This window comes from Puia sp. P3 (genome assembly GCF_050632245.1).
In the GTDB taxonomy this organism is placed as follows: Bacteria; Bacteroidota; Bacteroidia; order Chitinophagales; family Chitinophagaceae; genus Puia.
Map to the genome: position 1 here is coordinate 3,791,760 of NZ_CP192583.1, position 26,035 is coordinate 3,817,794.

The window sequence follows — 26,035 nt, forward strand, 5'->3', positions numbered from 1 at the left end:
CAGCGCCGCGATCGTACTGGTGTCGGCACTGAACTTCGTATAGCTCTGCAGCAGGGTGAGACCGAAGTTGTGTTCTTTTATCTGTTTGTTATAGTATACCAGATTATCCAAAGTATAAGAGAAAGCCTGCCCCTTGGCCAACGAAGCCCGGTTGATGCCGGCGCCGATAACAGAACTGCCCATCCACAAACACCCCATCCTTATAGAGGGAAAAATCAGGCCCGAAATTCAATCGGTATTTCAACCCTTTCAGAGCAGGGACCACCCCGCCCAGGTCCACCTGCCCATAAAAACTACCAAAAGCCCTCAGGTTGGTTCTTTCGTCTTTGGTATAGTTGACCTCGTTGACAATGGTCTTAAATGCCGCGTCCCCGCCGGGATAGAGCACCCTGTTGCCAGCAGAATCATATGGCACCGCATATGGGAAAAGCGCCCTGGCCGACTCATAGATACTCCCGGTTGCCGACACAGCACTGCTACCCGTAGTCGACTGGCCAAATTCCTGAATATTATAGCTGACGTTGATATTGCTGCCCATGGAGAACCATTTGGTGGCAGCGATGTCTACGTTCGACCTTCCGGAATAACGGGTAAACGCCTGACCCAGAGAAGTCCCTTTGTTATTGAGGTAGCCGAACGACGCGTATGCTTTTACCTTATCGGATCCCCCGCTGACACTCATGAACTGCGTATTGGTAACGCCGGTCTGCGATACCATGCCCCTCCAGTCCGTCGTCGCCACCTGGGAGCCGTCCCAGCTGCCGCTGGCCCAGCCTTTCGCAATATTCGCCCACGCCGCCGGATCGGCAGACGCCAGGAATATGAACTTATCATTGGCCACTGTCGGCTGGTCGCCTCTTGGGAAAGCAAGAGGATTTGAATAATAGTAAGCCCAACGACGAAAATCAATATACTGACTGGAGTTCATCATGATGTCCCCGTCGTGGATCTTTTCAAAAGTAGCCGAACTGTTCAGGGTCAGGACAAGTTTGCCGTTCTTGCCGGATTTGGTAGTTACGATCACAACGCCATTGGCCCCCGCGAACCATAGATGGCGGTAGCGGACGCGTCTTTCAGGACGTCGATCGTTTCGATATCGTTCGGGTCGATATTGTCAATCGTACCCGTCGACAGCGGGATATTGTCCACAACGAACAGCGGCGTATTGCTGGCCGTCAGAGAACGTACGCCACGAATGGTAATATCACCCAGGACCCCCGGACGCGTATTGGAAGTAATATCGACACCGGCGATCTTTCCCTGCATGGCGTCCAGTGCGGTCACTACAGGCCTTGATTTGATATCCTGCTGATTGATCCCCGCAACAGAGCCCGTGACATCCGTCCTTTTAACGGCCGCGTAACCGATGACTACAATGTCGGACAAGGCGTCGTTTGTGCCTTTTAAGGCCACGGACAGGCTGGTCCTTCCATCCACGGCGATCTCCTGTGCTTCGTGCCCGACATAGCTGACTACCAGATGAGCCTTGCCGGAAGAAACGTTTAACTGGAAAACACCCCCCTGTTTTGTAAGCGTGGAATTCTTAGTGCCCTTCTCAACGACGGTCGCGCCCTCCATCGGTACGCCGCTGGCATCGGTAACCTTTCCCGCTACCGCGAAAGGCTGGGCATCAACGGAAAGAGCAGACATGAGTAGTAGAAAGAGGAGGATAAAATTTCCCCTGAGCAGTTTTTTGGTCATAATGGCATCGTTCGTTATTGGTTAAAAAATGAAGTTTTCTCATTAGTATTTTTGGACGGGTACGGAAATTAATGGACAGTAAAAGCCGGCACTATTGGGCCATAGGCAGGATCAAAAACATCGCAATCGGTTGCAAAACAGGATATTAGATATTACTCTGGATAAGAATTAAAAGAAGTTATCAAGATTTTAGCAAATGGCCATCCTGTGCCATCCTGTATGTTGGTTCACCGCACTCGCGTCGCAGCGCTGTCGTCCCCCACACCTTAAATCTGGAACATAAAAAAACACCTGGAGTCAACCAGGTGCTTCTAAAAATTTGACTAAAGTCTATATGAACTTCAAAACCTCCGCTCCAATAGCCTCCGTCCCCAATATCTTCTCAGCGGGCGTCTGACCATCTGCAATATCCCTCGTCCGGAATCCCTCTTTCAATACCTTATCCACCGCACTGATCACCGTCTCCGACTCCGCCTTCATCCCAAAGGAAATATCCAGCAGCAACGCCGCGGAAAGGATCGAAGCCAGCGGATTCGCGACTCCCTTGCCAGTGATATCGTGCGCGCTGCCGTGGATCGGCTCATACACCCCAGTACCTTCGCCAACGCTGGCTGACGCCAGCATCCCCATAGATCCAGCTATCTGCGACGCCTCATCCGTAAGAATATCCCCGAAAAGATTCGCCGTAACGACCACGTCGAAACGACGGGGGTCCTTGATCAGCAACATCGCCGTAGCGTCTACGAACTGATGTTCGACTTCCACATCCGGATATTCCTTCGCCACCTTCTGTATCACCTCTCTCCACAGTCTGGAGGTCTCGATCACATTCGCTTTATCCACCGAGCAGAGCTTCTTGCGGCGGGTACGGGCAGCATCAAAAGCTTTACGCGCGATGCGTTCCAGTTCGAACCGGCTGTATTCAGCGATATCATACGCCGTATCGCCATTGTTTTTGCGGCCCTTCTCCCCGAAATAGATATCTCCCGTCAGTTCACGGAAGAAGAGGATATCGGCGCCCTTTAATATCTCCGGCTTGATGCTGGAAGCGCCAAGCAGTTCATCGAATAATTTGATAGGACGCAGGTTGGCATACAACCCCAGTTCTTTCCGCATCTTCAGCAGACCCTGCTCGGGACGAACCTTTGCCGACGGATCATTGTCATACTTCGGATGGCCAACTGCGCCGAACAGCACGGCATCGGACTTCCGCATCTTCTCCAGCGATTCGTCCGGCAGCGCACTGCCCGTAGCCTCGATGGCGACATGGCCGATCAGCGCCGTGTCATAGCTGAACTCGTGCCCGAATTTCGCGGCGATCTTGTCCAGCACTTTCTTTCCTACTGCTGTTACTTCCTGTCCGATCCCGTCTCCAGGAACAATTAAGATTTTTTACTTGCCATTCAATATGATTTAACTTAGATCAAATTTAGCATTTTCTGCGTGGCCTTGATAGCCGAGACCGTCTGGTCACTGTCAAGTCCCCTCGTCTTAAATTCCCGGCTCGCGGATGCCCAGGTGATAACCGTTTCACAAAGCGCCGTCGGTCTTACCACCCGGAGGATCCGAACGGAATAGTCTGCCAGCGTCGGCAGCACGAGGTTCTGCTTCTTATATACTTTCTTCAGCGCATTCATAAAGGCGTCGTACTGACCGTCCCCCTGCGCGTGCTCTTCGAACATTTCCCCGTCGACACTCACCTTCACCGTCACGGACGGACGCAGGTTCTTCGAATGCGTGAGCACATAGTTCTCTATCTTCACCTTTTCCTGTATCGCCTTGCTGTCCAGAATATCGGAAATGATATAAGGCAGGTCGGCCTGGGTAACCAGCTTCCTTGCGGTCTCCCAGTTCGATGACCCGCTCTGTCACCAGCTTGAGGTCGGAGTCGGACAGCAGTATGCCCAGCTGAGGCCAGGTTGTTCTCGATATTCGCCTTGCCGCTGGTCTTGCCCAGCGCGTACTTGCGCTGACGGCCAAAACGCTCCGGCATCAGGTCGCTGAAATAAAGTTTGTTTTTCTTGTCCCCGTCGGCATGGATGCCGGCCGTCTGGGTGAATACGTTCTCTCCTACCACAGGCTTGTTGGCGGGTATACGCACCCCCGAAAAAGTCTCCACCAGCTTGCTGACCCGATAGAAGGGAGGCTTCATTGACCGCCGTCTTTACAGAAGGCAGAAAGTCGTTCAGCACCGCAACGGCGCTGGCCAGCGGCGCATTGCCGGCCCTCTCCCCCATCCCGTTGACAGTAAGATGTATGCCCCGAGCCCCGGCTTTTACCCCTTCCAGGACATTAGCCGTACCCAGATCGTAGTCGTTATGGGCATGAAAGTCAAAATGAAGATCAGGATAGCGTTCCACAATCGCGCTGATAAATTCCGTTACTTCCGAAGGGATCAGGATCCCCAGCGTATCGGGCAGCATGATCCTTTTCACCGGCTGGGTCTGTAAAAAATCCAGATACTGATAGACATACTCCCTCGAGTGGCGCATGCCGTTGCTCCAGTCCTCGAGATAGACATTGGACTCCAGTCCTTTCTTCTTTCCCAGTGCAATAACCGCGGCCACCTCCGCAAAATGCTGTTCCGGCTTTTTCTTCAGCTGGTGCGTCAGGTGATTGAGGGAGCCCTTGGTCAGCAGGTTCATGACTTTGGCCCCGGCCTGCTGCATCCAGCTGAACGGAGACGTCTCCGTCGACAAAGGTCAGCACCTCGATCCTGTGCAGGAGGTCGTTGGCCTTCGCCCACCTTGTGACCGCCTTTACCGCCTCCAATTCACCCTCAGACACCCGGGCAGATGCAATCTCTATCCTGTCCACATGCAGCTCAGTCAATAACAGTTGGGCAATCGTCAGTTTCTCCGGGGTGAAAAGAGACGCCGCTCGTCTGTTCACCATCCCGGAGGGTAGTATCCATGATCTCTAAATAGCGCGGAGTGGGAGACATGTCGTAAGTAATTTTTAACATCCGGCCCTGGCTGGCGGGGCCGAAACCCGTTTAATAGACGCTCTTTGCTGCAAAAGCCTGTATATCCTCTTTCATCGACTGCAGATAATCGATGTCGTCATAACCATTCGTCAGATTGTGCTTCTTGTAGCTGTTGATCTCGAATGATTCCTGTTCTCCCGTGGCCGGAATGGTAATGGTCTGGTCCGGCAGGTTTACTTCCAGCTGGGTATTCCGGATCGGTCCTCGATAGCCCTGAAGATCTTGTCCAGAAAAGCAGGGGCTGACCTGTACGGGCAGGATGCCGATATTGAGCGAGTTGTTCTTGAAGATGTCCGCGAAAAAGCTGGATACTACACACACCGGAAGCCGTAGTCATAAATGGCCCAGGCCGCGTGCTCACGGCTGCTGCCGCTGCCGAAATTCTTGCCGCCTACCAGGATCTTGCCGGTATAGATAGGATTGTTCAATACAAAATCCCTTTTGGGAGTGTTGTCCGCATTGTAGCGCCAGTCGCGGAAGAGGTTATCGCCAAAGCCCTTGCGCTCGGTCGCCTTCAGGAAACGGGCCGGGATGATCTGGTCGGTGTCCACATTCTCGATGGGCATGGGAGACAGCGCTGCTCTTTAGTACCGTGAATTTATCGTAAGCCATGATGCTTTTACAATTGTTGAAATGAAAATTATTCTGCCATTAATGTCCTCGGGTCCGTCACAACGCCTGTTACCGCAGCCGCGGCGGCTACCAGCGGACTCGCCAGCATTGTCCTGGCGCCAGGTCCCTGTCTGCCTTCGAAGTTGCGGTTGCTGGTGCTCACCGCATATTTACCCGCGGGTATCTTGTCGTCATTCATCGCCAGACAGGCCGAGACACCCCGGCTGACGCAGCTGAAAGCCGGCCGCAGTCAGTATGTCCAGTATCCCTTCATCTTTGATCTGCTGTTCGACGATATGGCTGCCGGGAACGATCCACGCCGTCACATGATCGGCCTTTTTGCGATCCTTGACGATAGACGCAAAAGCACGGAAGTCTTCAATGCGCCCATTCGTACAGCTGCCTACAAATACATAGTCCAGCTTCTTGCCCAGCATGGCGTCGTCCTTATGGAAGCCCATATAGTCCAGCGATTTTTCATAGCTGGCCTTGCTCCCGCCATCTTCGTTGGGGATATGCTGCGTAATGCCGATGCCCATACCCGGGTTGGTGCCGTAGGTGATCATTGGCTCGATATCAGCGGCTTCGAAATGATACTCCTTGTCGAAACCCGCACCATCTTCCGTCCGCAATGTCTTCCAGTAAGCCAGCGCCTTATCCCAGGCAGCGCCCGGAGGAGCTTTTTCGCGGCCTTTTATATAGCTGAAGGTCGTCTCGTCGGGAGCGATCATGCCTCCGCGGGCGCCCATTTCAATACTCATATTACAGACGGTCATACGACCCTCCAGCACTCATATTCCTGAATACCTCGCCCGCAAACTCCACAAAAATATCCCGTGGCGCCGGCTGCCGTCGGCACTGGAGATGATATACAGAACCACGTCCTTTGGCGTAAGCTCCCTTACCCAGCTTCCCGTTGACACTGATCCGCATTTTCTTTGGCTTCGGCTGCATGATACACTGGGAAGACAGCACCATCTCCACCTCAGAGGTACCGATACCAAACGCAATAGCGCCAAACGCCCCATGCGTCGAAGTATGACTGTCACCGCAAACGATCGTCATCCCCGGAAGGGTGATCCCATTTTCAGGACCAACGACGTGGACGATCCCGTTCTTCGGGTTGCCCAGCCCCCAGTGAGAGATACCGTACTTCCCGGCATTCACTTCCAAAGCTTTCAACTGATTGGCAGACAAAGGGTCCTGTACCGGAAGGTGCTGGTTGATGGTCGGGGTATTGTGGTCGGCCGTCGCAAACGTCTTTTCAGGGAACATCACTTTCAGACGACGGCTTTCCAGCCCCAGGAAAGCTACCGGACTGGTCACTTCATGGATGAAATGGCGGTCGATAAACAGCACGTCAGGACCACCTTCGATCTTCCTGACCACATGAGAATCCCATACTTTGTCAAATAATGTAGCGGGTGTAGTACTCATTTTCCAGAATTTAAAAGAAGACGTAAAATTCTTAAATAATTTCCAGATAATGAGGATTTAAGCTGAATTTTTTCTAAGCAAGCCAAAAAAAAGCCTCAATATAAGGTTGAGGCTTTTCACAATCAGGTCCGGAAGGGTCATTTTTTATTTCCAGCCCACTTATTATACTCCCTCACCGAAGTAAGCAGGTCCTTGTACTTATATTCCTTCGACCTGATCTTCTCCGCCAGCTCAGGAATTTAGGTAAACTAATTAGTCCAAATTACTCACGCCCATCCACAATTGCAAGTCCCGTCAAATCAATACGTTGATAGTATCTGAACGGATCGAACTATATACTAAATTCCCCAAAAACCGTTGTAAAACAGTAACCCAATACCCTTTAAAACCATGAAATACCACCTGGCCATCCTCGGAATAATCATCCTCTGCTATTCCTGCAGCTCCACAAATCTCATGTCTCTCAGCGTGACGGAACCCGCGCCGGTAAGCCTTCCACCCAACGCAAAAACAGCAGCAGTAGTCAACAGAAGCCGCGCCGACGACGCGAACAGGACCATCGATGCCATCCATAAAGTGATCTCCCTCGAAAGCAAAAGCCTCCAGACCGAAGGTGCAAGATCCTCTGTCGACGGCCTCACCAACGAACTGACAAAGACCGGCCGGTTTACCAACGTAAGATCGCTCGACAAACTCGACCTACGGTCATACGGCGCCGGAGTATTCCCTCCACCCTTCCATGGGACTCCGTCGACAAGATCTGCCGCCAAAGCAATAGCGACCTCCTCTTTTCACTCGAACTCTTCGACGCCGAATCCAATGTCGGCATCGGCGCCGGCCCTGCAGCCATCCGTACCGCTATGGGCAATATACCCGCCCTTACCCAGCAGGTGAACATGAATACCCAGGTGAAGACCGGCTGGAGGATCTATGATCCCTCATCCCGGACCATCCTCGACGAATACGTACTTTCCAGAAACCTGTCCTTCCAGACCCGCGGCTTCGACCCTTCATCCATCGTCGGTCGCAAAGAGGCTGTAAAGGACGCAGGCACCAACGCCGGCCAGGCATACGCCTCCCGTATCGTGCCCTACTCCATCCGGGTCTCCCGCTTCTACTATGTAAGAGGCAACGGCAATTTCACCATCGCCACCCGCATGGCCCGGACCGGCAACTGGGACGGCGCCGGGAAGATCTGGCAGCAGGAGACAAATAACAGCTCCCGCAAGGCAGCCGGCAGGGCCTGCTATAATATGGGAATCATCAGCGAGATCAACGGAGACCTGGACGGAGCCATCCAGTGGGCGCAGAAAGCCTACGAGACGTACAACAACCGCCTCGCCCTCAGCTATATCAACGTCCTGCGGCAAAGACAGTCGAACAACGAGATCCTGAAGAGCCAGACCGAGGTCACAAGCAATCCCTGAGTCGCTTAAGCGCTGCCTCAGAAGCGGAAATCAACTCCCATGGTATCTCCCCTTTACTATATGTGGGTATGGTCTTCATACGTCTATCGCCCGGACAGACGAATGCAGTCCAGGTCCCAAAGAAAAAAACTTTTTTTGACTAGGACCACAACCCCGATCCACTGTCTTCTATGTACAGGATATAGGATTAATGGGCGAAAGCCCGCTGGTTAATGATTCATTTCAGAAACAGCTGGGGATGGGGGGACAGGCCCTATCCCTTTTTTTTACCGATCATCTCAAAATCATTATAATGAAAAACCTGATTGCAATTCTCGCATTCCTTTCCGTATCATGCGGTACCTACAGCGCAAACGCCCAGGTGCAGGTGAGCGTGAATGTCAATATCGGCTCACAACCACAGTGGGGGCCCCAGGGCTATCAGCACGTCGACTACTATTATATGCCGGATATCGACGTTTACTACTGCGTGCCGAGACAGCAGTTCGTATACTTCGACGGCGCCAACTGGGTCTTTGGCGTCTCTCTTCCGTCCAGATGCCAGGGCTATGACCTGTACAGGGGCTACAAGGTCGTCATCAACGAGCCCAATCCCGGCAGCGCCACGCGGTCTATCACACGCGCTACGATCGCTACAGACACTGCTACGATCGCCAGCCCGCCCCTCCGCGACTGCCGTCACGATGACGACGACCACGACGGCCCCGGACGCCACGGCAAAGGCCACGCCTACGGGCACTACAAGAAACACCACGGCGAAAACGAATAGCAGAACCACAACCTGACCGGGCCGCGGTAAGAGGAAGATCGGCACAAAAACCGCTATCGCTCATATTTCGCGAGATCATGAAGCCAATGGGCGATATTTCGTCGCCTCACCCGCCAGCCGCGCCCTCCTGAACAGAAGGAACGCCCCCAGCAACAGCACCGCCAGCAGCAGATCGGCCACCCCAAGCAAAGACGGGCCCGAGATCCGGAAAAACCCCGTTATCGTATAGCTGAAGAAAGACGTGACGATATAGTTCCCGCCCCCGGTGATCCCGCTCGCGACCCCGGCATTCTTCGTGAACCTGCCCAGAGCGTAGGCAAACACGATATTAAAGATAAAGCCACCCAGCAGATGGATCAGCGCTATGAAAACCATCAGCGTATAGATATTCGCCCACACCCTGGTCACCCCGATCATCAGCAGGGAAAAAAGTATCTGCAGCGAGACAGCTACCAAAATTTTCCTGTCCAGCGGCCTGCTGATCAGCGCCTTGCTGATAATGCCACCAGCCATCAGCGCCACACCCGACAATAGCGCGCTATACCCCGACACGACCGGCGAAAAATGAAAGACATGCTCGATCAGGAAAGGACTGGTCATCCCAAATACAACCAGCATCGAATAGCTGAGGGCCAGAATGATCAACCCATAGGTGAAATCTCCCGTCCTGATCATCATCGAATAAACACCGGCGATAGAACGCATCCCAAAAGGATGTTTGACCCTCAGGGACTCCCCGCTATATAGCTGCTCGAGCACCAGGATCACCAGCGAAAAGACACCGAGGAAGATGAAATTCGACTGCCAGCCCCACAGTTCCTGGAAATACCCTCCCAGAAATGGCGCAACGATCGGCGCCGTAGCCCAAACTATAGAGAACAAACTCGTATAGTGCTTTAGCTTATCCCCCTGATAGATGTCCATGAAATAGGCCCTCTTCCCTACCATGATAAAAGACACCGCTATCCCCTGCAGCACCCGCATGGCATAGATCAGATAGATATTGTTGGTAAAGGCGATGACAAAGCTCGACAGACTGAACGCCAGCAGCGCCGCCGACCCCAGCCTGAAACGGCCAAAACTGTCCAGCAGGCTTCCCACCAGTAGCTGACTCACCCCATAGCTCACCATAAAAAGCAGTATCGACAACTGCACCGCCGCATTGCTCACATGCAGCTCCCCGCCATTGCCGGCAGGGAAGGAATATAGATATCCGTCGCAAATCCGGAGATCGGAATTAGCGCAAAAGCCAGAATGGTACTGATGCCCTGATGATTTTCCTTTATGATTCTCATACTCTTTCTGTTAAACAATTAATATATCTAAGAATTTCGATTAATGGGGCAAAAAAATTATTCTTCGTACAGGCTCAGATACTTCACAAACTCACTCATCCCCTCCTTATTGATCGTGTATCGCGCGCAACGCCCGTCTTTCTCCAGGATCAGCAGTTCAGCGTCGACCAGCTGCTTCAGATGGTGCGAAACCGTGGACTGCGCAAGGTCGAACATTTCTACCAGGACTGAACACTGCATCCACCCCTTTTGTTTCATAATGGCCTCCATCATCTGAATACGGTACGGATCGCCCAGGGCCTTGGAAACCTTCTCCACCCGCTTTATGTCGATCTTTAAGTTCATGGGTGCAAATTTATCGATGATTTTCGAAATACAACTGTCTTCCCGCCGACACACCCAATCCTTCAACATAACCAAATAAGAACCAGCCCGTTCAGGAATCAACGGGCTGGCGAATCAACGGGCCTCTCATAGGTAAATGCGTTTATAGTGGAAGGGTCGGTATCACAGGGACTGGGAAAGAATTTCCCTAATCCCGGTACCGAAATCAACAACCAGGTCCAAAATTCCACAGTGATATCCCCGGTTAACCGGACGACAAAGGTGCAGATTGATGCAATGGAGAACAGTATTTTCGACGAAAGGTGAAATGGAGCAAAGACAGGCCAGGCCTCGAATGGGAACAAAGGGGTAATCTTCTGATCATACGCGCCGTTATAATGGTTTCGAAATACTTGCTGCGCGTACAGGTAATAGAAAGGGATAAAAAGTTATCCACAAAATTCATACCATCCTTGCAGTCGTAAAAAAACTAACCCGACCGTAGAAACGATCGGGGTGCAAAAACTCTCTCGATAAGAGAGAAGAAGTTTAACGCTGGCTACTCCACGAAGATGTGCCGCCGGGATCGACACCAAATCGTGCCGCCACAATGCCCCGGTCTTCGGTCGCCCGCCCGTATACCTGCCATGCCGCCCGGGCGTCGAGCAGACTCCCATCCAGTTTACGCCGCGTCCTTCGCTTGCCTACGTCCATCCGGACACCCATCAGATGCTCCTCGTAGATCAGCACACTCCCCTCCCCGTAAAATCTTACCGTAACATCGCGTGGCGCTGCCAAACTCGATTCCACTACCCAAAAACCATCACCGGTCTTTGTCTGCGCGGCGGCATACTGGACAAACAGGCTTATCAGGATGACGGCGATACCCGTCAGCATATATGAATGTTTCATGACCCAAATCTACAGGACCAGCTCTCTGACCTTCAGAATAGTAGAGCAGGGGCAAACCCGGGCATCCACACACTGCGTCAGCGTCGACAAACCACCCGTCCCCCCGCGGCGACGCTTTCATCGACCAAATCGATACGTCTGTCGACCGTTGGCAACATTCGACCGGACAAACCGACTCTTTTTAGATAAATTGCCCCGTGGACAGAACCCCGAAGCATATGGAACAGCACATGTATGCCCGATTCATCAACAAACTATCTCACAACCGGCTGCTGATGCACGTCCTGTTCTGGGCCGCAGTCACCCTCTTCTTCTGTTTTGTATTCAACCGGGGCGAATCCTCCTGGATAACGATTGGCAATTCCCTGGGCTTCCTCCCCGGTCACATGATATTCGTATACACCCTCAACTATTTCCTCGTCCCCCGATACGTCCTCAAAGGAAAATTCATGACCGCATGCCTGGGGCTCATAGTCGTCCTCGCCATGGCCCTCTTATACCTGCGAATCGCAGACGTCTATATCCTCCACTATTCCGGCTACCGGCGGCTATGGGTGCTCGAGAACTTCCCGCGAAGCATCTTTGCGCTGTTCAGTGTCGGCTGGATTGCTGTGTCTATAAAATTGATCAAGCACTGGTACCTGGAAAAAGAGGTCCAGCAGCGCCTGGAAAAGGAGAAACTGATCGTCGAACTGCAACTCCTCAAGTCCCAGCTGCACCCGCATTTTCTGTTCAATACGCTCAACAGCCTGTATTCACTGACCCTCGAACGGTCGCAGCAGGCCCCGCAGCTCGTACTGAAACTCGCCTCCCTGCTGCGCTATATCCTCTACGAATGCAACGAGCCCTATACCCCACTGGAAAAAGAGATCGAAAACATCCGTAACTATATCGAACTCGAACAAAGCCGTTTCGCCGAACGCCTCGATATCTCCCTCAGCTTTACCGGCGATATCGCAGGCCGCACGATCGCCCCGCTCCTGCTGCTACCGTTCATCGAGAACAGCATCAAACACGGCGTCAGCGAACAGCTCGATACCAGCTGGATCAGCCTGCACCTCCACGTGGAAAACGACGTCCTCACGTTCAAGCTCATCAACAGCAGAGACGAACAGCCTCCGGCCGACCCGCAGGGCCTGGGTCTCCGCAACGTCCAAAGAAGACTGCACCTGCTCTACCCCGGCCTTCATACACTGAAGCTGACACCCGAAGAGGACAGCTATATGGTATTTTTGACGATCGTCTTTCCCGCGCAAACCCATCCCCAAACGCTCCCAAAATCGGCTAACCATGCGGTACAGATGTCTTATAGTTGATGACGAACCCCCGGCGATCAGGGTCCTGTTGTCCTATGTGGAGAATATGGACAACCTCGAACTGGTAGGAACCTGCTACAACGCCACTGGAGGCAATGCAGCAGCTAAAACAACACCCAATAGACCTTATTTTTCTGGATATCAATATGCCCCGCCTGCTCGGCACCGAATTCATCCGAACCCTCCGCAATCCGCCAAAGATTATCTTCACCACCGCCCACAAAGACTACGCGCTCGAAGGCTTCGATCTGGACGCGGTAGACTACCTGCTCAAACCATTTTCCTTCGAACGCTTCCTGAAGGCCGTCAACAAACTCGGCGGCGCCAGTGCTGAAGAAGAACCCGCCGCCGGAGCCGGCGCAAGCCCGGCAATCCCGGGCCTCCCGGGCCCCACCCCCTTCCTTTATTTCCGTGTCGATCGCAAAATGGTCCGCGTAAGCCTCGATGAGATCATCTATATCGAAAGCCTGAAAGACTACAGCCGCGTCGTCAGAACCTCGGGAACCCCGCTCGTAATGAAAAAATCCATCAGCTCCATCGAAGAAATGCTCCCCGCAAACCTCTTCGCCCGAATCCACCGTTCCTTCATCGTCTCCATCCAAAAAGTCACCGCCTACACCCAGCACGATATCGAGATCGGCGGACAGGAGATCCCCATCGGAAAACTCTACCGCCACCAGCTGGAAAAGCTCGCACGACTCACAAACCCCGGCATCAGCTGATATACCGTTGGTGGCTTCCCACCTCCCTCAGTATCTCGATGATCTGCTCATTCCGGATGATCAGCATCCCTACCCGCTCGTTGGAGATCCCCTCCCTGATCTTATAGTTGTACCAGGGCACCCCGGCCTCCATCGTGGACTCGAAACAGTTGAAGAATATATTCTTATTCTCGCTGAGCTGCTCTGCTATCTCGACGATATGAGTAGAGATCACGAACAGGCTGTTCCGGACCCGGGAAAGGGCATCGATCACCTGAAGAGACGCGTCCGAAGCATCCTTCACATTCGTTCCCCTGAACAACTCGTCAAACAGGACCACAAGCCGCTTCTTCTCTTTGATCTTCAGCGCTACGTCCTTCACCCGCCGCACCTCATTATAGAAATGGCTGTACCCCTGGCTGATATTATCGGAAAGATTAATGGTCGTGATCAGCCCGTTGAACAACGTCGTCTCCATATACGCCGCAGGAACAGGAAAGCCGAGATGCGAAAGATATACGCACAAGCCAAACGCCTTCAGAAATGTCGACTTGCCGGACATATTCGCCCCGCTGATAAAGCAGAGGTTACTGTCGTTATCGATGCTGTAGTCGTTGGAGACGGGGCTCGCCAGCAGAGGATGGAAAAGACCCCTCAGCTGGATCAGCGGCAGAGGCCTGCGGATATATTCGGGGAAAGAAAGCGAATGCTTCTGGGCCGCCCCGGCCACCGCCTGATAGACGTCGAATTCGTAGATGGTATCCATGATCCTCCGCAGCTGCTCCCTGCCCCTCCTCCGGAAATAGTGGTCGCACTGGACATATCCATCGCCGACAGCTCAGTATTCGAAGAAGAGAGTATTTCGCGGATCTTTCTGTCCGGGATCAGTTCGTCGATATTCAGCGACATCGCCGCCAAATGATAGGGACATCCTTTTGCCCTGAGCTCGTCGGCCAGCCGGAAGAACTGACGAAGCGTGCTCACGGTCGTCTGGATACCGATAGTAACGAGGTAGTGGTTATTCGTCTGCTTCAGCTTGTTCCGGAGGGTGTACACCAGAGCGTCCATCCGGGTGTCCGGATACAACGGGATGCTCGCATTCAGATAGTGCTCGATGGTATCCATCTGCTGGCGCCCGATATTGAGGTCGATGCCGTTGTTATAGAAGAACCGAATAGCGTCCCGCCGCTCCTCCAGTACCTGAAGATCATTGGAAGGCGACTTGAACAGCTGTTCCAGCCGGTCTCCGCCCCCTACGGTCTTTACATTGTTGAACAGACCGAAGACAAGGCCCTTTCTCCCCTGATCGAACAGATCGAGGTCCTTCCAGGTCTGCTTGTCGACTTCGAACGGAACAACGGCCTCCCCGATCGTTTCCACTTCATCCCCCACTACTGACAAAAAATTCAACCGCTCGCCCTGGGCGAATTTCGGAAGGACACTCCCACTGAAGGTCCCGCGTGGTACATAGCTGAACTGTTCCAATTGTTCTGGTTTTGATATAGGAATAGTTTTACCCTGACTGATCAGCAGCAATTTGTCGCTGATCCCGATGATCTTTCGGTATACATGGTCCGTGACGACAAATCCCTTCTCCCGACGGTACTCATTTATCAGGTCCGTAACCCGGTCCTGATAGATCGGCTCGATACCGGAAAAGGGCTCGTCCAGCAATACAAATTTTACTTTGAGATTCACCAGCAATAAGATCTCGAGATAACGAAGCTCTCCGCCCGATAGCCCCCGGATCCTTTTTTTCAGATGAGGCCTGACCCGCGGATCGGCTGCTATTTTCTTCCGGCCCTCCGCATCCACATAAAGGCCGATGATCTTTCCTATCGGGATATTCGAAGGAAGAAAGCCGTTTTGGGGCAGATAGGCGATCCATTTTCCCTGCAGATGCGGAGGATTCACCACCTCCCCGTCGATCCGGACGCTCCGGTCTTCCGATGACAGGGTCCCGAAGATCAGCTGCAGCAACGTCGATTTGCCCGCCCCATTTCTTCCCAAAACACCGACCACTTCCCCACTCTGGCACCTTAAATAGACGTCCGACAATACCTTCTTTCCGCCTAAAGTAGCAATGATGCTATCCGCTTCCAGTACATGAGTGTTCATCGGATAATGCTTTTGACAATTGCGATCAAAAAAGCCAGCAGTCCCGCCAATAACCACGAATAAGCGATCAGACCTGCCCGCGTGAATCCCTTGTTATAATAGAAATAATACTCATGTTTGCGCCTCCTCTCAAAGAAATAAGACGCCAGAAAGTATCCTCCTGTTACAAGTGACACAATAAAGGACGTAAGGAAATTCCAACCTGTTGCATATCCGACCAGAGCAGCCAAAAAAGAAAATGGGATATTGATGCTCTGGATCTCCAGATGGTAGTTGAAAAGAAGGGAAAATGGGCGGGCATTCATGAGAATAAAGGTTGCACCTAAACTAGACAATATAATTTAGCCCCTAATTCTCAAATAGTTAAATAAAACAAAAAAAGGCGCTAGGCGCCCGTGATCGTCCGGAAGGTCAGGTTCACCCTCGGCCGGCTCACCTTCTTCGTCTTCGGCAGCGCGTGCAGCCAGAACCGCTGACACTCCGCCCGCATCACCAGCAGACTTCCGGGCTCCAGCACGACCTCCACCAATTGCCCCTTTGTCTTATGCTTGAACTGAAATTTTCTTTCCGCCCCCAGACTCACCGACGCAATTGCCCCATCCCGCTCGAGTTCCTTCTCGTCGTCGCTATGCCAGGATACCCCCTCCCCGCCGTTATGATAAAGATTCAGCAGACAGGAATTGTACCTCGCCCCCGACAACTCCTCGACGGTAGTCTTCAGCGCCCGCAGATCTTCCGTCCACTCCAGCGCCTGCCGCGTCACTCCGGAATACGTATATCCGTAGTCGTTATCTCCGTACCACGCAACCATCCGCTTCGTCAATATCCTTCTTCCAAAAATAACAACCTCGTCCTGCCGCCATCGGATCTCGCGCATCAGCCGGTCAAAGTACGCCGCGGCTTCCGTCGACCCAAACACCCTGCCGTAATAGTCCGCTATACCGTCGTATGGCAGGACATTGACGACGCGCTCTGAATTGAATAGGTCCATATCATAAAGATACACCTATTCCGTCCTCAGACTCTTCACGGGATTGGCCAGCGCCGCCCCGATCGTCTGAACGCTGATCGTGACCAGCGCGATCAGCAAGGTTGCGACACCCGCAAGGGGAAAAATCCACCAGCCAATCGGGACACGATAACTAAAATTGTCCAGCCATTTATTCAGAAGGAACCACGCCAGCGGAGCAACCAGCACAAAGGCCAGCACGACCAGCCGCAGAAAATCGGCCGATAAAAGTCCCGTGATCTGTCCGACCGTCGCCCCCAATACTTTCCTGACGCCGATCTCCTTCCGCCGCTGCTCCATCACTAGCGAAACGATGGCAAACAAACCCAGACAGGACAACAGGATCGCGATGAACGCCGCCGAACCGAATATCGACGAAAGCCGCTGCTCTCTGTCATACCACCGGCGGGTATTCTCCGTCAGATAGGTCGGACGCATTCCATTGTCCGGCTCCACCGCCTTATAGGCAGAACTCACCAGTTCCATCGCCTTCAGCGGATTGTCGGTCCTCACCTTTACCAGGATATAGTTCAGCGCCTGCCCCTTCCTGATCTGCAGGGTCAGCGGCTCCGGCTTCTCCCTCACCGAATAAAAACGGATATCGGGTATCACCCCGACGATATTCCACTTAGGCTTCGCGCTGTCAGAATAGAACGAAAGCCCCACGATATCTTTAATGCCGAACTGACGGGCCATACTCTCCGTGACCACCACCGTATTCTGCGAAGCCGAGGTATCGGACGGATATTCCCTGTTGAAATCCCGGCCGGCCACCGGTCGGACACCCATAGTCTTCAAGAAATCATAGTCTACCGTCACTATATCTGTCCCGATCTGTTTGTCCCGCCAGTCGAATCCCAGCGTATGCTCGCTCTGGCTGTTGTCCTGCCCGATCCCCACGTTGACCGAACTGCCCGTCATGGAGATCACCTGCGGCTGCGCCCGCAGCCTGGCCCGCATCTCTCCAAGCAGCCGCACCGTATTCTCGGGACGGCGCACCGGGATGCTGATGATGGACTCTTGTTCAAACCCCAGCGAGGCCTTCCGCATATGCTCGAACTGGCTGTAGATGACCATCGTCCCGACGATCAGCAGGCTCGCCATAACGAACTGAAAAATGATTAGTCCGTTCCGCAGCCAGGACTGCCGGTTGATCGCCACCCTGCCCTTCAATATCTCCACCACCTGGAACCTGGCGACTAGCCAGGCCGGATAGCCGCCGGCCATCAGCGATACCAGCAGCACGCCGGCAACCGTCACAACGACCACCGATGGCTGCAACAACGCTTTTAACGACAGCCTTTCCGTAAACAGGGAATTGAAGGGATCCAGCACTACTACCGTCAGCATGACAGCCGCTGCAATGGCGATCACACAAAGCAAAAGACTCTCTGTCCACAGCTGGAAAAAGATATGCCTCTTCCCCGCGCCGATGGTCTTGCGTACGCCCACTTCGCGGGCCCGCGTAAACGCCCGCGCCACATTGAGGTTGATAAAATTGAAACAGGCGATCGCCACCACCGCGATGGCAATGACGATCAGTATATACAGATAGGGCTTACTGATGGTATTCCCCGTACCCAGCTCGACGTCGAAATGGACGTCACTGAGCGGCAGCAGCTTGTAGGCGCCATAATCGCCGTTGGCGTCGCGCCGGTATCCCTGGCTCTTCAGCTGCTCGTCATTGAAGAGACGATGCCTTTTCCCCAGCTGGCGCAGCCCGCTTTCCAACTGCTGCCCGGTCGCCCCCGGCGCAGCCTGCACATAAATGGGATGGTGCGAAGCCTCCCACACATTCTTCAGTTCGGGATAACTACCGGCCAGCTCTATTCGCGCGAGTATGCTGTACTGTATGGAAGAATTGTCGGGCGCATCGGCCAGCACAGCGGAGACCATCAGTTCTTTCCACGTACCGCCAACCTTTACACCCACCATCCTGCCGACCGGAAATTCATCCCCAAACAGCGCCTTCGCCACGGTCTCGTTGATCACCACCTTCCCCAGGTCACTCAGTGGACCCGCCTTGTCTCCCATCAGGACCGGAAACGAGAACATGGAGAAAAAATCATTGTCGACCAGAGAAATAGTCCGGTCTATTTCCTTACCCCTATAACGTATACCCGCCCCTCCGTCCATAACAGAGCTCACCTTCGCCACGCCCTGTACTTCCGCTTTTATCGCCGGCCCCATCGGAAAACTCATATCAGTCCCTTTCTCGTCCCCGGCGGCCTTATAGCTGACGCCATACACCTTGTACAACCCGTCCTTATTCTCCTGAAAATCGTCGAACGAAAGCTCCCTGTAAACAGTCAGGAACAACAATATGCAGCAGACAAACGCCACCGTGAGTCCAAGAATATTGACCGACGCATTCAACCTGTTCTTCCTCAGATTCCGCCAGGCGGTAAGAAAATAATTACGTATCATTTGGTTGTGATCCTCCGCCCCAATCCCCACAAACCCGCGACCACATTTTCAAATATGTAACAATCAACAACTTACAATCCAACAACCTTCCCCACTGTCCGGATTTGACACACCCGTTGTCCCTAATCAGTGCGCCTCCACTTCCACCTTCGGCGCCGGAGGCGCCCCTGCGCCGCAGCCCTCTTCTTCCGGATCGTCGTCACCACCAGCGGGATACAGCACGCATTCAGCACCGCCAGCAAAAAGAATGCATCCATATAACTCAGCAGATAGGTCTGCCGTACCACCGTCGCTTCCAGCCCCGCAAGCGCCCGCCGGCCCGCATCATAGACGGTCGATCCCGTCGAGACGAACCGCGCCGTCGCCAGCCGCAGCCGGTCCTGCGTTGGCAGATCGCTGGCCGTGATATGCGTCACGAGCGAACTCCGGTTGTAGGCCGCGCGGTGAGCGATATAAGTATTGATCAGCGCGATACCGAAAGAACCGCCCATCTGCCTCATCATATTGTTCAGCGCCGCTCCCTGCGGAATGTCGCGGGGCTGCAGCTCCGATACGGCCAGCGCCGTCAGCGGCACGATCAGCAGCGCGGCGCCAAGCGCCCGGAAAACCAGCGGAAGCGCAAAGTTCACCGACCCCGAGCTGAGGTTCGACTCCGACATCCAGTAGTTAAAGACGGCCGTCAGCCCAAATCCCAGAATGACCAGCCACTGCGGTCGCACCCCTCTCTGCATCATCTTCCCCAAAAAGGAGAGATGGCCGCGCCCATCAGCACCCCCGGCATGATCATCAGCCCCGTCTGAAAGGCCGAATACCCCAGCGTGCGCTGGGCAAACAACGGGAACACATAGATGGCGCTGAACAACCCAAAGCCCAGCACAAAGGTCAGCACCGCCGATACGGAAAGCGTCGCACTCTTCAGCACGCGGAGATTCACAACGGGAAACTTCACCTGCAGCTCCCACCAGACAAAAATGGTCAGACACAGCGCCGACAACGCCGACAGGAATATAATATAGTTGGCCGAGAACCAGTCGTCGGTCTCCCCCTTTCCAGCACGACCTGCAGCGCGCCGACGCCAACCGCCAGCAGCCCGATACCCAGCCAGTCGATGGGCCTGCCATCCCGGGAACGCTGCGTCGGCCGCAGATAACGGAGACACAGCAGGGTCGCCATCAGACCGATCGGAATATTGACAAAGAAGATCCAGGGCCACGACGCATTGTCGACGATATACCCACCCATGACCGGTCCTATCGAGGGGCCGATGATAACACCCAGCGCAAATATCCCGCTGGCCAGCGCCCGGTCCTTCGGCGGGAAGGTCTCGAAAAGAATGGCCTGAGAGGTAGACAACAGCGCGCCGCCACCGAGTCCCTGTAAGAACCGGAATGCCACCAGCTCCCACAGACTGGTAGAAAATCCGCACATCGCGGAGGTAACGGTAAATAAAATGATTGATCCGATATAGTATTGTTTCCGGCCGATCTTTTCCGCCAGAAAACTCGTCATCGGAATGACGATCACGTTGGCAATGGCATACGACGTAATGACCCAGGCCGTATCCTCCAGCGAAGCCGCCAGATTGCCGCTCATCGTATTGATCGACACGTTTACGATGGTAGTATCGATCAGTTCAATTATAGCCGAAATAATAACAGTGAACGTAATGATCCACTTTCTAAAGCCTGTCTCCATAAATAAATCCTATCTACCACAAAGGAAAAATTTAAAATGGAGTATAAATTGTCCATAGCGTCAAAAAAAATGTCGGATCAGCCAGAAAGCCGGCCCCTACTCCCTCATCAACTGGTATTTCTTCGGCTTCACATGATAAGCCCGCTCGAACAGCCGCGAAAAATGCCCGATATTGGTAAATCCGAGCTCGTATCCAACGTCCTTCACCGTCCTTCCCCCCTCCGCCAGCAGCTCGACGGGCCTTTTCCAGACGCGCGTTCTGAAAATACTGATAGATACTGACCCCGAAGATCTCCCGGAATGACTGCTTCAGCTGTGACTCGCTCATCAGTATGCCCCGGGCCAGACCCGCAATGGTCGGCGGCGAGGAAAGGTCACGCAACAGCAGCTGACGGGCCTTAAAGACCCGCGCCACATCCACGGAATTGCTGTTCTTGTGCGGCGCCGCCGTCCGCTGGTTCAGCTGCTCCAGTAAAAGATAGACCAGCTGCTGGATCCGGACCTGATAGAAAAGACGCTGCAATACCTTCGCCGCCGGAGGCATCCGCAACTCCCACAACAACGCCCGCATCTCCGGCGATAGCCGCTCGTGAATAAAAAAGGACTGGTCCTGCTGCAGAAGACCGTCGAGATACTTCTCCTGGTCCTCCCCCAGCATCCCCCCAGCCTCTTCCTGTCTATCCGCATACAGACGACATTGCGCTGGGTACCCGCCGGAAATTCCAGCACGGCGTTGATCGGCTGCGCATAGATATTCACCCCTGGTCATAGTCTACCTCCATTCCCTGTATAATGGCTGTCTCCGGAACCTCCAGATAATAAAATACGATATATACACTCTCGTAGGCTTCCTCCGTCGCCTCTTTGATCACCTGCAGCGGAACGGCCAGGCGGTATGACTGCACATTGGCCTGAAACCCCTCGGCAATCTCGACCGAGACCAGCGTGCCCTCCCCGATGGACTCCGGAACCTGCTCGTTCCTGTAGCCCGCCTTAAACCCGAGGGTCTCCTCGAACGCAGCCAGCGCCGGATCGGAATGCCCTTTCTTCAACTTATAGCGGATGTTCATATGCAGTTAACATTTCAATCGGAAAACTATCACTAACAAAAATTTCAGAATATCGTTTAAACATGTATTTTTACTCCTATTCCAGGGATACTTCCTTTTACCGGCGGAGAAAACGGGCTCCACCGGCCAGAGTAACCAGCGCAGCCCCCTGCCGGAATACCTCAACCACCCGTTTGCAGAAATTTACCTGACGACATTTTCCTGCCGTTTCATTGCTCCTCCGAACCTTTTACACCACGTACCTTTTTCTCGATCCTCCTGTCCGGTATAAACCACGCCGCGGCCACTGTAACATAGAGGCTGACAGATATCCACGTGCTGACAAACGCCAGAGCGATCGCGGCGACATAGGCCAGCACGGAATATTTCGCTTTCCAGTCCCTGCCCAGCGCCTCCGCCAGCGTGGAATCCCGCCCTCCTTCCTTTATCAGCTGCGTGCAAAGGATATCGTAGGCCAGACCCGCCATGATCAGCACCCCGCCATATAAGATCACCGGCCAGCGGTTAAAACTATTCTCGCCCATCCACGACGTTACAAACGGTATCAGCGAAAGCCAGAATAAAAAGTTCAAATTCGCCCACAGGATCGCCCCGTTGATCCGATCCACCGCATAGATCATATGATGGTGGTTGTTCCAGTAGATCCCCACATAGGCAAAACTCAGCACATAAGAGAACAGCACCGGCAGCAGCGGCACCAGATCGCGGATATGGTCGCCGTGCGGAACACGAAGTTCCAGGACCATGATCGTAATGATGATGGCGATAACGCCGTCGCTGAACGCTTCCAGTCTCCCTTTTTTCATTCGGCTAATATACGAATAAAGCCCGCCGGAGCGGGCCCTATTACTGAGTCAAACACCCCGGGACAAACCCGGCGGTCAATAAACACTATCTGGGGCAACCCCTGATCACACGAAAACTATTTTCCCTCCGGCAATAACTCGAACCGGATAAAATTATCCCCCTTCAGCCATGCCTGAGCCGCCGCACGCAAACCCTCCGCCGTTATCTTCTCCAGATTCGCCTGCACATCCAGCACCTGACGCACGTCCTCCCCATTCTGATACTGCCCGAGCAAATAGCTGAACCAAAAACTGTTCTGCCGGTACAGCGGCTCCAGCTCTCTGATATAGGCCGCTTTGAACTTCTGCACGTCCTCCTCCTGCGGCCCCTGCTCACGCAGCGCCGCCATCTCCTTCTGCACACCCGCAATAAGCCCGTCGGCATTGGCCGGCGCACAACCAAAAGCCACGACAAAAGCATACCGGCTCCGCGGATTCTTGTTATACGAGACCCGCACGCTCGGACTGTACACTTCTCCCTCCTCCTCCCGCAGATGCTGCAGCACCTTGATCTGCAGAATATCGCTCAACGCCTTCAGCTGCAGATTCGCCAGCGGACTATAGTCATAGCCCCCGCTGATCACCAGCCTCACGGTAGCCTTGTTCTCCGTGCCCATAAACACCTTCTTCGTCAGCTGACCCGGCGGGATATGGATGCCCAGGTCCCGCGCTTCCTCCTTCCGGTGCAGCGACGGCAGACTACCCAGATACCGCTCCAGCAGCGGCACAATACTGTCAACGGCAAAACTGCCCACGAACACAAAACTGAAGCCGGACGCATCGGCAAACCGCTGCCGGTAAATATCATACGCCTTTTCCAGACCCACCCGCTGCAGATGCGCCAGCGAAGGCGGCGAAGCCCGGTAGGCATAGCTCCCCAGCACATAGCCCATCGTATCCGCAAACACGTTATTGGGATCTGCACCCCTGGCCGCAATCGCGTCCCTGCTGCGGCTGATGATATTGTTGTATACCAGCGTGTCCTTCCGCGGCTGCGTAAACCGCAGATACATCAGCTGCAACGCGGTCTCCAGGTCAGCGGGCGAAGTCACCCCTCCGATGTCCTGCGTCCGGGCGGAGATAATCGCATTGACCCGCGCCACCTTCCCGTTCAGAGCGTCGTTCAGCTGCACGGCGTCAAAGCTACCCGCGCCGAACTGCCCCATCAGCATCGCTGCATCGGCCGCGGCGTCATAGTCGGAATCGCCATACAGCGAAGTACCGCCGGCAGAAGTACCCTGGAAAAAGATCTCGTCATTCTTAAAATCCGTCGGCTTCAGTACGACGGAAACCCCGTTATCTAACTTCAATAAGGTCAAACCCAGTTCGGACATGGTCTGTCTGTCCACCACCTTTCCGGGAGCCGGCTTCACGGGCAGCAACGACGACGCTGCACCCTCATCTAACCAGGGCTTCAGGTCCGCCACCTGCCCTTTCATCCACCTCGCAACGAGAAAAGAATCGGGAAGCACGCCCTTCTCCGCATCCGGCCCCATCACGATCACGTCCCTGTTGGCAGATCCCAGATATTCGCGCAGAACCCCGGCGACCGCATCCAGCGTGATCGCTCCGATATGCCCGCGCGTAAAATCCGCTTCCCAGACGATTCCCGGCGCCGCGTCCCCGTGCAGGAACAGCTGCTGGTATTCTTTTACCCAGTGCACCGAAGCCGTCTTGTCTTTTTCTTTTACCGCCCTGTCCATCGACCGCAGGTAGTCTTGCTTCGCCCTGTCCAGTTCACCCTGCGTAAACCCAAACTTCCTCACCTTTTCCAGATAGGACCAGCCCTGCGCGAAGGCCTGCTCCAGCCTCCCCTTCTTCGCTTCCACGGAAAAAGCAAACGCGTCGACATTGTTCAGCACCCCCGCTATCCGGGCCTGCACAGAACCATATGCCGGGTCGACCTGCCGGTATGCTTCCGCGGACAACCGCGCCTGCAGCAGCTCATTCAGAATATTCCTCCGCAGCAACCCAAGATAGTCGGCAGACGTGACCACCACCGGCGCCGGATGCTTCCAGTATATATCAAGACTGGTCGACGTGTTCTCTTTGTCCGTCGCAACCAAAAACTGCTTCCCTCCTTTCAGGGGAATAGCGTATTTCACGCGCGCCCGCCCGGGCGCAGGATTCCGAAGCGTCCCAAACTGCGCCCTGACCATCTTCTCCATCGCATCCACATCCACATCCCCCACTACGATCAGCGCCTGCAGGTCGGGACGGTACCAGTCGTGATAGAACCGCCGGATCGCGGCCGGGCGGAAATATTTCAGCACGGTGTCAACGCCGATGGGCAGCCGCTGTGCGTACCGGGAATGATTCAGCAGCACCGGAAAATACTTCCGCGCCAGCCGGTCGCCGGCGCCCTTCCCTAGCCGCTCCTCCTCCAGTACGACCCCCCGTTCTTTTTCGATCTCCACAGAATCCAGCAACGCTTCCCGCGCCCAGTCCCGCATGATCTGCAGCCCGTTCCTGACCAGCGACGGATCGTCCGTCGGCAACGGCAGCTGATAGACCGTCTCATCAAAAGAGGTATAGGCATTCAGATCGGCGCCAAACCGGACACCCGCCCTTTGTAAATAATCCACCAGCTCGTTCCTCGGAAAATGCTTCGTCCCGTTGAAATTCATGTGCTCCATAAAATGCGCCAGCCCCCGCTGGTCGTTATCCTCCAGCACCGAACCCACTTTGTTGATCAGATACATCTCTACCCGCTGCCGGGGCTCCGCATTGTGTCGTATATAAAAGGTAAACCCATTGGCCAGCTTCCCCGTACGGACATCCTTGTCCAGAGGAAGTGGAATGGGCTGGGCGCTTACGCCCAGCCCTCCTAGTGCCATAACTATAATTACTACGCCTGTCAGTCGTTTCATTCCAGTTCTTATTTTTTGTAGAGTTCAGCCAGCTTCGCCTGCAGCGCTTCCCCCGGAGATTCTTCGCAACGATGACGCCATTGGGATCGATCAGGAAGTTCTGCGGAATGGACGCAACGCCATAAGCCTTCGCCGCCTCGTTCTCCCATCCCTTCAGATCGGATATCTGGGTCCACATCAGCCCGTCTTTTTTGATCGCCGCGATCCACTTGTCCTTCATCGACACACCGTCCAGAGAGACTCCCAGCACGGCAAAGCCCCTGTCCTTATATTCGTTGTAGGCCTTCACCACATTCGGGTTCTCAGCCCGGCAGGGTCCGCACCAGCTGGCCCAGAAATCGACCAGCACGTATTGCCCCCGGAAAGACGACAGTGACACAGCCTTCCCCTCCGGCGTAGTCTGGGTAAAATCTGCCGCCGCCGTACCGATCGCCGTCTTCGCTTCCTTCTCCGTCTTTGCCGCCGCATCGGCTCCTTTTCTTCTCATTCGCAGACGCGACCATATCCTTTGCGAACGAACG

General features: G+C 54.1%; 30 protein-coding genes and 2 pseudogenes. 4 read left to right on the forward strand and 28 right to left on the reverse strand.

Features of this window, described 5'->3' with window-relative positions:
* Positions 1–103 precede the first annotated feature (103 nt).
* The 11 genes and pseudogenes from ACQ86N_RS23265 to ACQ86N_RS23315 form a co-directional block, all read right to left on the reverse strand.
* Positions 104–1,024: a hypothetical protein gene (locus ACQ86N_RS23265; RefSeq protein ID WP_431217198.1), complete on the reverse strand. Its 921-nt coding sequence runs from the start codon at positions 1,022–1,024 to the stop codon at positions 104–106.
* Positions 1,021–1,701 (reverse strand): TonB-dependent receptor plug domain-containing protein, encoded by a 681-nt coding sequence (locus ACQ86N_RS23270; protein WP_431217199.1) that lies wholly within the window; start codon positions 1,699–1,701, stop codon positions 1,021–1,023. The genes ACQ86N_RS23265 and ACQ86N_RS23270 overlap by 4 nt, the downstream gene beginning before the upstream one ends.
* A 330-nt stretch (positions 1,702–2,031) precedes the next feature.
* Positions 2,032–3,090, reverse strand: coding sequence for a 3-isopropylmalate dehydrogenase (gene leuB / locus ACQ86N_RS23275; RefSeq protein WP_431217562.1), 1,059 nt, complete (start codon positions 3,088–3,090; stop codon positions 2,032–2,034).
* Between the two features lie 29 nt (positions 3,091–3,119).
* Positions 3,120–3,533 carry an alpha-isopropylmalate synthase regulatory domain-containing protein gene (locus tag ACQ86N_RS23280; RefSeq protein WP_431217563.1) on the reverse strand — a complete coding sequence of 138 codons (414 nt, stop codon included), beginning with the start codon at positions 3,531–3,533 and terminating at the stop codon, positions 3,120–3,122.
* Entirely contained in the window at positions 3,461–3,853 is a 393-nt protein-coding gene (locus tag ACQ86N_RS23285; RefSeq protein ID WP_431217564.1) for a homocitrate synthase/isopropylmalate synthase family protein, read from the reverse strand. Before ACQ86N_RS23285 ends, ACQ86N_RS23280 begins: the two co-directional genes overlap by 73 nt.
* Before the next feature lie 46 nt (positions 3,854–3,899).
* Positions 3,900–4,370, reverse strand: a pseudogene (locus tag ACQ86N_RS23290) (2-isopropylmalate synthase); the annotation flags it as partial.
* Positions 4,371–4,696: 326 nt separating this feature from the next.
* The gene (locus ACQ86N_RS23295; RefSeq protein WP_431217200.1) at positions 4,697–5,008 is read right to left on the reverse strand and encodes a 3-isopropylmalate dehydratase small subunit; all 312 of its coding nucleotides are present in this window, start codon (positions 5,006–5,008) and stop codon (positions 4,697–4,699) included.
* A complete protein-coding gene (locus ACQ86N_RS23300) occupies positions 4,999–5,253 on the reverse strand; it encodes a hypothetical protein (RefSeq protein WP_431217201.1) in 255 nt (84 codons plus the stop codon). Before ACQ86N_RS23300 ends, ACQ86N_RS23295 begins: the two co-directional genes overlap by 10 nt.
* Before the next feature lie 74 nt (positions 5,254–5,327).
* Positions 5,328–5,498 (reverse strand): aconitase family protein, encoded by a 171-nt coding sequence (locus ACQ86N_RS23305; RefSeq protein ID WP_431217202.1) that lies wholly within the window; start codon positions 5,496–5,498, stop codon positions 5,328–5,330.
* The gene (locus ACQ86N_RS23310; protein ID WP_431217203.1) at positions 5,491–6,075 is read right to left on the reverse strand and encodes an aconitase family protein; all 585 of its coding nucleotides are present in this window, start codon (positions 6,073–6,075) and stop codon (positions 5,491–5,493) included. Before ACQ86N_RS23310 ends, ACQ86N_RS23305 begins: the two co-directional genes overlap by 8 nt.
* Positions 6,062–6,736 (reverse strand): aconitase family protein, encoded by a 675-nt coding sequence (locus ACQ86N_RS23315; RefSeq protein WP_431217204.1) that lies wholly within the window; start codon positions 6,734–6,736, stop codon positions 6,062–6,064. The genes ACQ86N_RS23310 and ACQ86N_RS23315 overlap by 14 nt, the downstream gene beginning before the upstream one ends.
* 456 nt (positions 6,737–7,192) lie before the next feature.
* Between ACQ86N_RS23315 and ACQ86N_RS23320 the strand changes: the two are divergent.
* Together ACQ86N_RS23320 and ACQ86N_RS23325 are read left to right on the forward strand one after the other, a co-directional pair.
* A pseudogene (locus tag ACQ86N_RS23320) lies at positions 7,193–8,163 on the forward strand (DUF6340 family protein).
* Between the two features lie 292 nt (positions 8,164–8,455).
* Positions 8,456–8,932, forward strand: coding sequence for a hypothetical protein (locus tag ACQ86N_RS23325; RefSeq protein WP_431217205.1), 477 nt, complete (start codon positions 8,456–8,458; stop codon positions 8,930–8,932).
* A 75-nt stretch (positions 8,933–9,007) separates the two neighbouring features.
* On the opposite strand, the gene ACQ86N_RS23330 is transcribed toward ACQ86N_RS23325, so the two are convergent.
* From ACQ86N_RS23330 to ACQ86N_RS23345, 4 genes are all read right to left on the reverse strand, one after another.
* Complete coding sequence (locus tag ACQ86N_RS23330; RefSeq protein ID WP_431217206.1) at positions 9,008–10,102, reverse strand: MFS transporter; 1,095 nt, start codon at positions 10,100–10,102, stop codon at positions 9,008–9,010.
* Entirely contained in the window at positions 10,099–10,227 is a 129-nt protein-coding gene (locus tag ACQ86N_RS23335; RefSeq protein ID WP_431217207.1) for a hypothetical protein, read from the reverse strand. The genes ACQ86N_RS23330 and ACQ86N_RS23335 overlap by 4 nt, the downstream gene beginning before the upstream one ends.
* Positions 10,228–10,284: 57 nt before the next feature.
* Complete coding sequence (locus ACQ86N_RS23340; protein ID WP_431217208.1) at positions 10,285–10,572, reverse strand: ArsR/SmtB family transcription factor; 288 nt, start codon at positions 10,570–10,572, stop codon at positions 10,285–10,287.
* Between the two features lie 528 nt (positions 10,573–11,100).
* Positions 11,101–11,463 carry a hypothetical protein gene (locus ACQ86N_RS23345; RefSeq protein ID WP_431217209.1) on the reverse strand — a complete coding sequence of 121 codons (363 nt, stop codon included), beginning with the start codon at positions 11,461–11,463 and terminating at the stop codon, positions 11,101–11,103.
* Between the two features lie 218 nt (positions 11,464–11,681).
* Between ACQ86N_RS23345 and ACQ86N_RS23350 the strand changes: the two genes are divergently transcribed.
* Positions 11,682–12,779 (forward strand): sensor histidine kinase, encoded by a 1,098-nt coding sequence (locus tag ACQ86N_RS23350; RefSeq protein WP_431217210.1) that lies wholly within the window; start codon positions 11,682–11,684, stop codon positions 12,777–12,779.
* A 95-nt stretch (positions 12,780–12,874) separates the two neighbouring features.
* Positions 12,875–13,501 carry a LytR/AlgR family response regulator transcription factor gene (locus tag ACQ86N_RS23355; protein ID WP_431217211.1) on the forward strand — a complete coding sequence of 209 codons (627 nt, stop codon included), beginning with the start codon at positions 12,875–12,877 and terminating at the stop codon, positions 13,499–13,501.
* Here the strand turns inward: ACQ86N_RS23355 and ACQ86N_RS23360 are convergent.
* From ACQ86N_RS23360 to ACQ86N_RS23420, 13 genes are all read right to left on the reverse strand, one after another.
* Entirely contained in the window at positions 13,494–14,246 is a 753-nt protein-coding gene (locus ACQ86N_RS23360) for a MutS-related protein (RefSeq protein ID WP_431217212.1), read from the reverse strand. The two genes, ACQ86N_RS23355 and ACQ86N_RS23360, sit on opposite strands and share 8 nt — an antisense overlap.
* Positions 14,144–15,598 carry an ATP-binding cassette domain-containing protein gene (locus ACQ86N_RS23365; protein WP_431217213.1) on the reverse strand — a complete coding sequence of 485 codons (1,455 nt, stop codon included), beginning with the start codon at positions 15,596–15,598 and terminating at the stop codon, positions 14,144–14,146. The genes ACQ86N_RS23360 and ACQ86N_RS23365 overlap by 103 nt, the downstream gene beginning before the upstream one ends.
* Positions 15,595–15,903, reverse strand: coding sequence for a hypothetical protein (locus ACQ86N_RS23370; RefSeq protein WP_431217214.1), 309 nt, complete (start codon positions 15,901–15,903; stop codon positions 15,595–15,597). The genes ACQ86N_RS23365 and ACQ86N_RS23370 overlap by 4 nt, the downstream gene beginning before the upstream one ends.
* An 80-nt stretch (positions 15,904–15,983) precedes the next feature.
* Entirely contained in the window at positions 15,984–16,589 is a 606-nt protein-coding gene (locus tag ACQ86N_RS23375; protein WP_431217215.1) for an alpha-ketoglutarate-dependent dioxygenase AlkB family protein, read from the reverse strand.
* A 15-nt stretch (positions 16,590–16,604) separates the two neighbouring features.
* A complete protein-coding gene (locus ACQ86N_RS23380) occupies positions 16,605–19,034 on the reverse strand; it encodes an FtsX-like permease family protein (RefSeq protein WP_431217216.1) in 2,430 nt (809 codons plus the stop codon).
* Between the two features lie 122 nt (positions 19,035–19,156).
* Entirely contained in the window at positions 19,157–19,768 is a 612-nt protein-coding gene (locus tag ACQ86N_RS23385) for a hypothetical protein (RefSeq protein WP_431217217.1), read from the reverse strand.
* Positions 19,765–20,028: a hypothetical protein gene (locus tag ACQ86N_RS23390; RefSeq protein WP_431217218.1), complete on the reverse strand. Its 264-nt coding sequence runs from the start codon at positions 20,026–20,028 to the stop codon at positions 19,765–19,767. Before ACQ86N_RS23390 ends, ACQ86N_RS23385 begins: the two co-directional genes overlap by 4 nt.
* Positions 20,010–20,729 (reverse strand): MFS transporter, encoded by a 720-nt coding sequence (locus tag ACQ86N_RS23395; protein ID WP_431217219.1) that lies wholly within the window; start codon positions 20,727–20,729, stop codon positions 20,010–20,012. Before ACQ86N_RS23395 ends, ACQ86N_RS23390 begins: the two co-directional genes overlap by 19 nt.
* A 31-nt stretch (positions 20,730–20,760) precedes the next feature.
* Positions 20,761–21,387 carry a hypothetical protein gene (locus tag ACQ86N_RS23400; protein ID WP_431217220.1) on the reverse strand — a complete coding sequence of 209 codons (627 nt, stop codon included), beginning with the start codon at positions 21,385–21,387 and terminating at the stop codon, positions 20,761–20,763.
* Positions 21,388–21,484: 97 nt separating this feature from the next.
* Positions 21,485–21,799, reverse strand: a complete 315-nt coding sequence (locus ACQ86N_RS23405) for a hypothetical protein (protein WP_431217221.1) — start codon at positions 21,797–21,799, stop codon at positions 21,485–21,487.
* A gap of 209 nt (positions 21,800–22,008) precedes the next feature.
* Positions 22,009–22,605 carry a TMEM175 family protein gene (locus ACQ86N_RS23410; RefSeq protein WP_431217222.1) on the reverse strand — a complete coding sequence of 199 codons (597 nt, stop codon included), beginning with the start codon at positions 22,603–22,605 and terminating at the stop codon, positions 22,009–22,011.
* 116 nt (positions 22,606–22,721) lie between these two features.
* A complete protein-coding gene (locus tag ACQ86N_RS23415) occupies positions 22,722–25,346 on the reverse strand; it encodes a M16 family metallopeptidase (RefSeq protein ID WP_431217565.1) in 2,625 nt (874 codons plus the stop codon).
* The gene (locus tag ACQ86N_RS23420; protein WP_431217223.1) at positions 25,306–26,001 is read right to left on the reverse strand and encodes a peroxiredoxin family protein; all 696 of its coding nucleotides are present in this window, start codon (positions 25,999–26,001) and stop codon (positions 25,306–25,308) included. The genes ACQ86N_RS23415 and ACQ86N_RS23420 overlap by 41 nt, the downstream gene beginning before the upstream one ends.
* Positions 26,002–26,035: the final 34 nt, after the last annotated feature.

Coding starts and splice junctions, on each gene's coding strand:
- ACQ86N_RS23395 (WP_431217219.1), bottom strand. CDS start 20,729: ATGGAGACAGGCTTTAGAAAGTGGATCATTACGTTCACTGTTATTATT.
- ACQ86N_RS23380 (WP_431217216.1), bottom strand. CDS start 19,034: ATGATACGTAATTATTTTCTTACCGCCTGGCGGAATCTGAGGAAGAAC.
- ACQ86N_RS23350 (WP_431217210.1), top strand. CDS start 11,682: ATGGAACAGCACATGTATGCCCGATTCATCAACAAACTATCTCACAAC.
- ACQ86N_RS23420 (WP_431217223.1), bottom strand. CDS start 26,001: ATGAGAAGAAAAGGAGCCGATGCGGCGGCAAAGACGGAGAAGGAAGCG.
- ACQ86N_RS23315 (WP_431217204.1), bottom strand. CDS start 6,736: ATGAGTACTACACCCGCTACATTATTTGACAAAGTATGGGATTCTCAT.
- ACQ86N_RS23405 (WP_431217221.1), bottom strand. CDS start 21,799: ATGAACATCCGCTATAAGTTGAAGAAAGGGCATTCCGATCCGGCGCTG.
- ACQ86N_RS23345 (WP_431217209.1), bottom strand. CDS start 11,463: ATGAAACATTCATATATGCTGACGGGTATCGCCGTCATCCTGATAAGC.
- ACQ86N_RS23365 (WP_431217213.1), bottom strand. CDS start 15,598: ATGAACACTCATGTACTGGAAGCGGATAGCATCATTGCTACTTTAGGC.
- ACQ86N_RS23305 (WP_431217202.1), bottom strand. CDS start 5,498: ATGAATGACGACAAGATACCCGCGGGTAAATATGCGGTGAGCACCAGC.
- ACQ86N_RS23360 (WP_431217212.1), bottom strand. CDS start 14,246: ATGGATACCATCTACGAATTCGACGTCTATCAGGCGGTGGCCGGGGCG.
- ACQ86N_RS23335 (WP_431217207.1), bottom strand. CDS start 10,227: ATGAGAATCATAAAGGAAAATCATCAGGGCATCAGTACCATTCTGGCT.
- ACQ86N_RS23400 (WP_431217220.1), bottom strand. CDS start 21,387: ATGCTGGGGGAGGACCAGGAGAAGTATCTCGACGGTCTTCTGCAGCAG.
- ACQ86N_RS23410 (WP_431217222.1), bottom strand. CDS start 22,605: ATGAAAAAAGGGAGACTGGAAGCGTTCAGCGACGGCGTTATCGCCATC.
- ACQ86N_RS23375 (WP_431217215.1), bottom strand. CDS start 16,589: ATGGACCTATTCAATTCAGAGCGCGTCGTCAATGTCCTGCCATACGAC.
- ACQ86N_RS23310 (WP_431217203.1), bottom strand. CDS start 6,075: ATGACCGTCTGTAATATGAGTATTGAAATGGGCGCCCGCGGAGGCATG.
- ACQ86N_RS23300 (WP_431217201.1), bottom strand. CDS start 5,253: ATGCCCATCGAGAATGTGGACACCGACCAGATCATCCCGGCCCGTTTC.
- ACQ86N_RS23340 (WP_431217208.1), bottom strand. CDS start 10,572: ATGAACTTAAAGATCGACATAAAGCGGGTGGAGAAGGTTTCCAAGGCC.
- ACQ86N_RS23385 (WP_431217217.1), bottom strand. CDS start 19,768: ATGATGCAGAGAGGGGTGCGACCGCAGTGGCTGGTCATTCTGGGATTT.
- ACQ86N_RS23355 (WP_431217211.1), top strand. CDS start 12,875: ATGCAGCAGCTAAAACAACACCCAATAGACCTTATTTTTCTGGATATC.
- ACQ86N_RS23325 (WP_431217205.1), top strand. CDS start 8,456: ATGAAAAACCTGATTGCAATTCTCGCATTCCTTTCCGTATCATGCGGT.
- ACQ86N_RS23415 (WP_431217565.1), bottom strand. CDS start 25,346: ATGTATCTGATCAACAAAGTGGGTTCGGTGCTGGAGGATAACGACCAG.
- ACQ86N_RS23285 (WP_431217564.1), bottom strand. CDS start 3,853: ATGAAGCCTCCCTTCTATCGGGTCAGCAAGCTGGTGGAGACTTTTTCG.
- ACQ86N_RS23270 (WP_431217199.1), bottom strand. CDS start 1,701: ATGACCAAAAAACTGCTCAGGGGAAATTTTATCCTCCTCTTTCTACTA.
- ACQ86N_RS23370 (WP_431217214.1), bottom strand. CDS start 15,903: ATGAATGCCCGCCCATTTTCCCTTCTTTTCAACTACCATCTGGAGATC.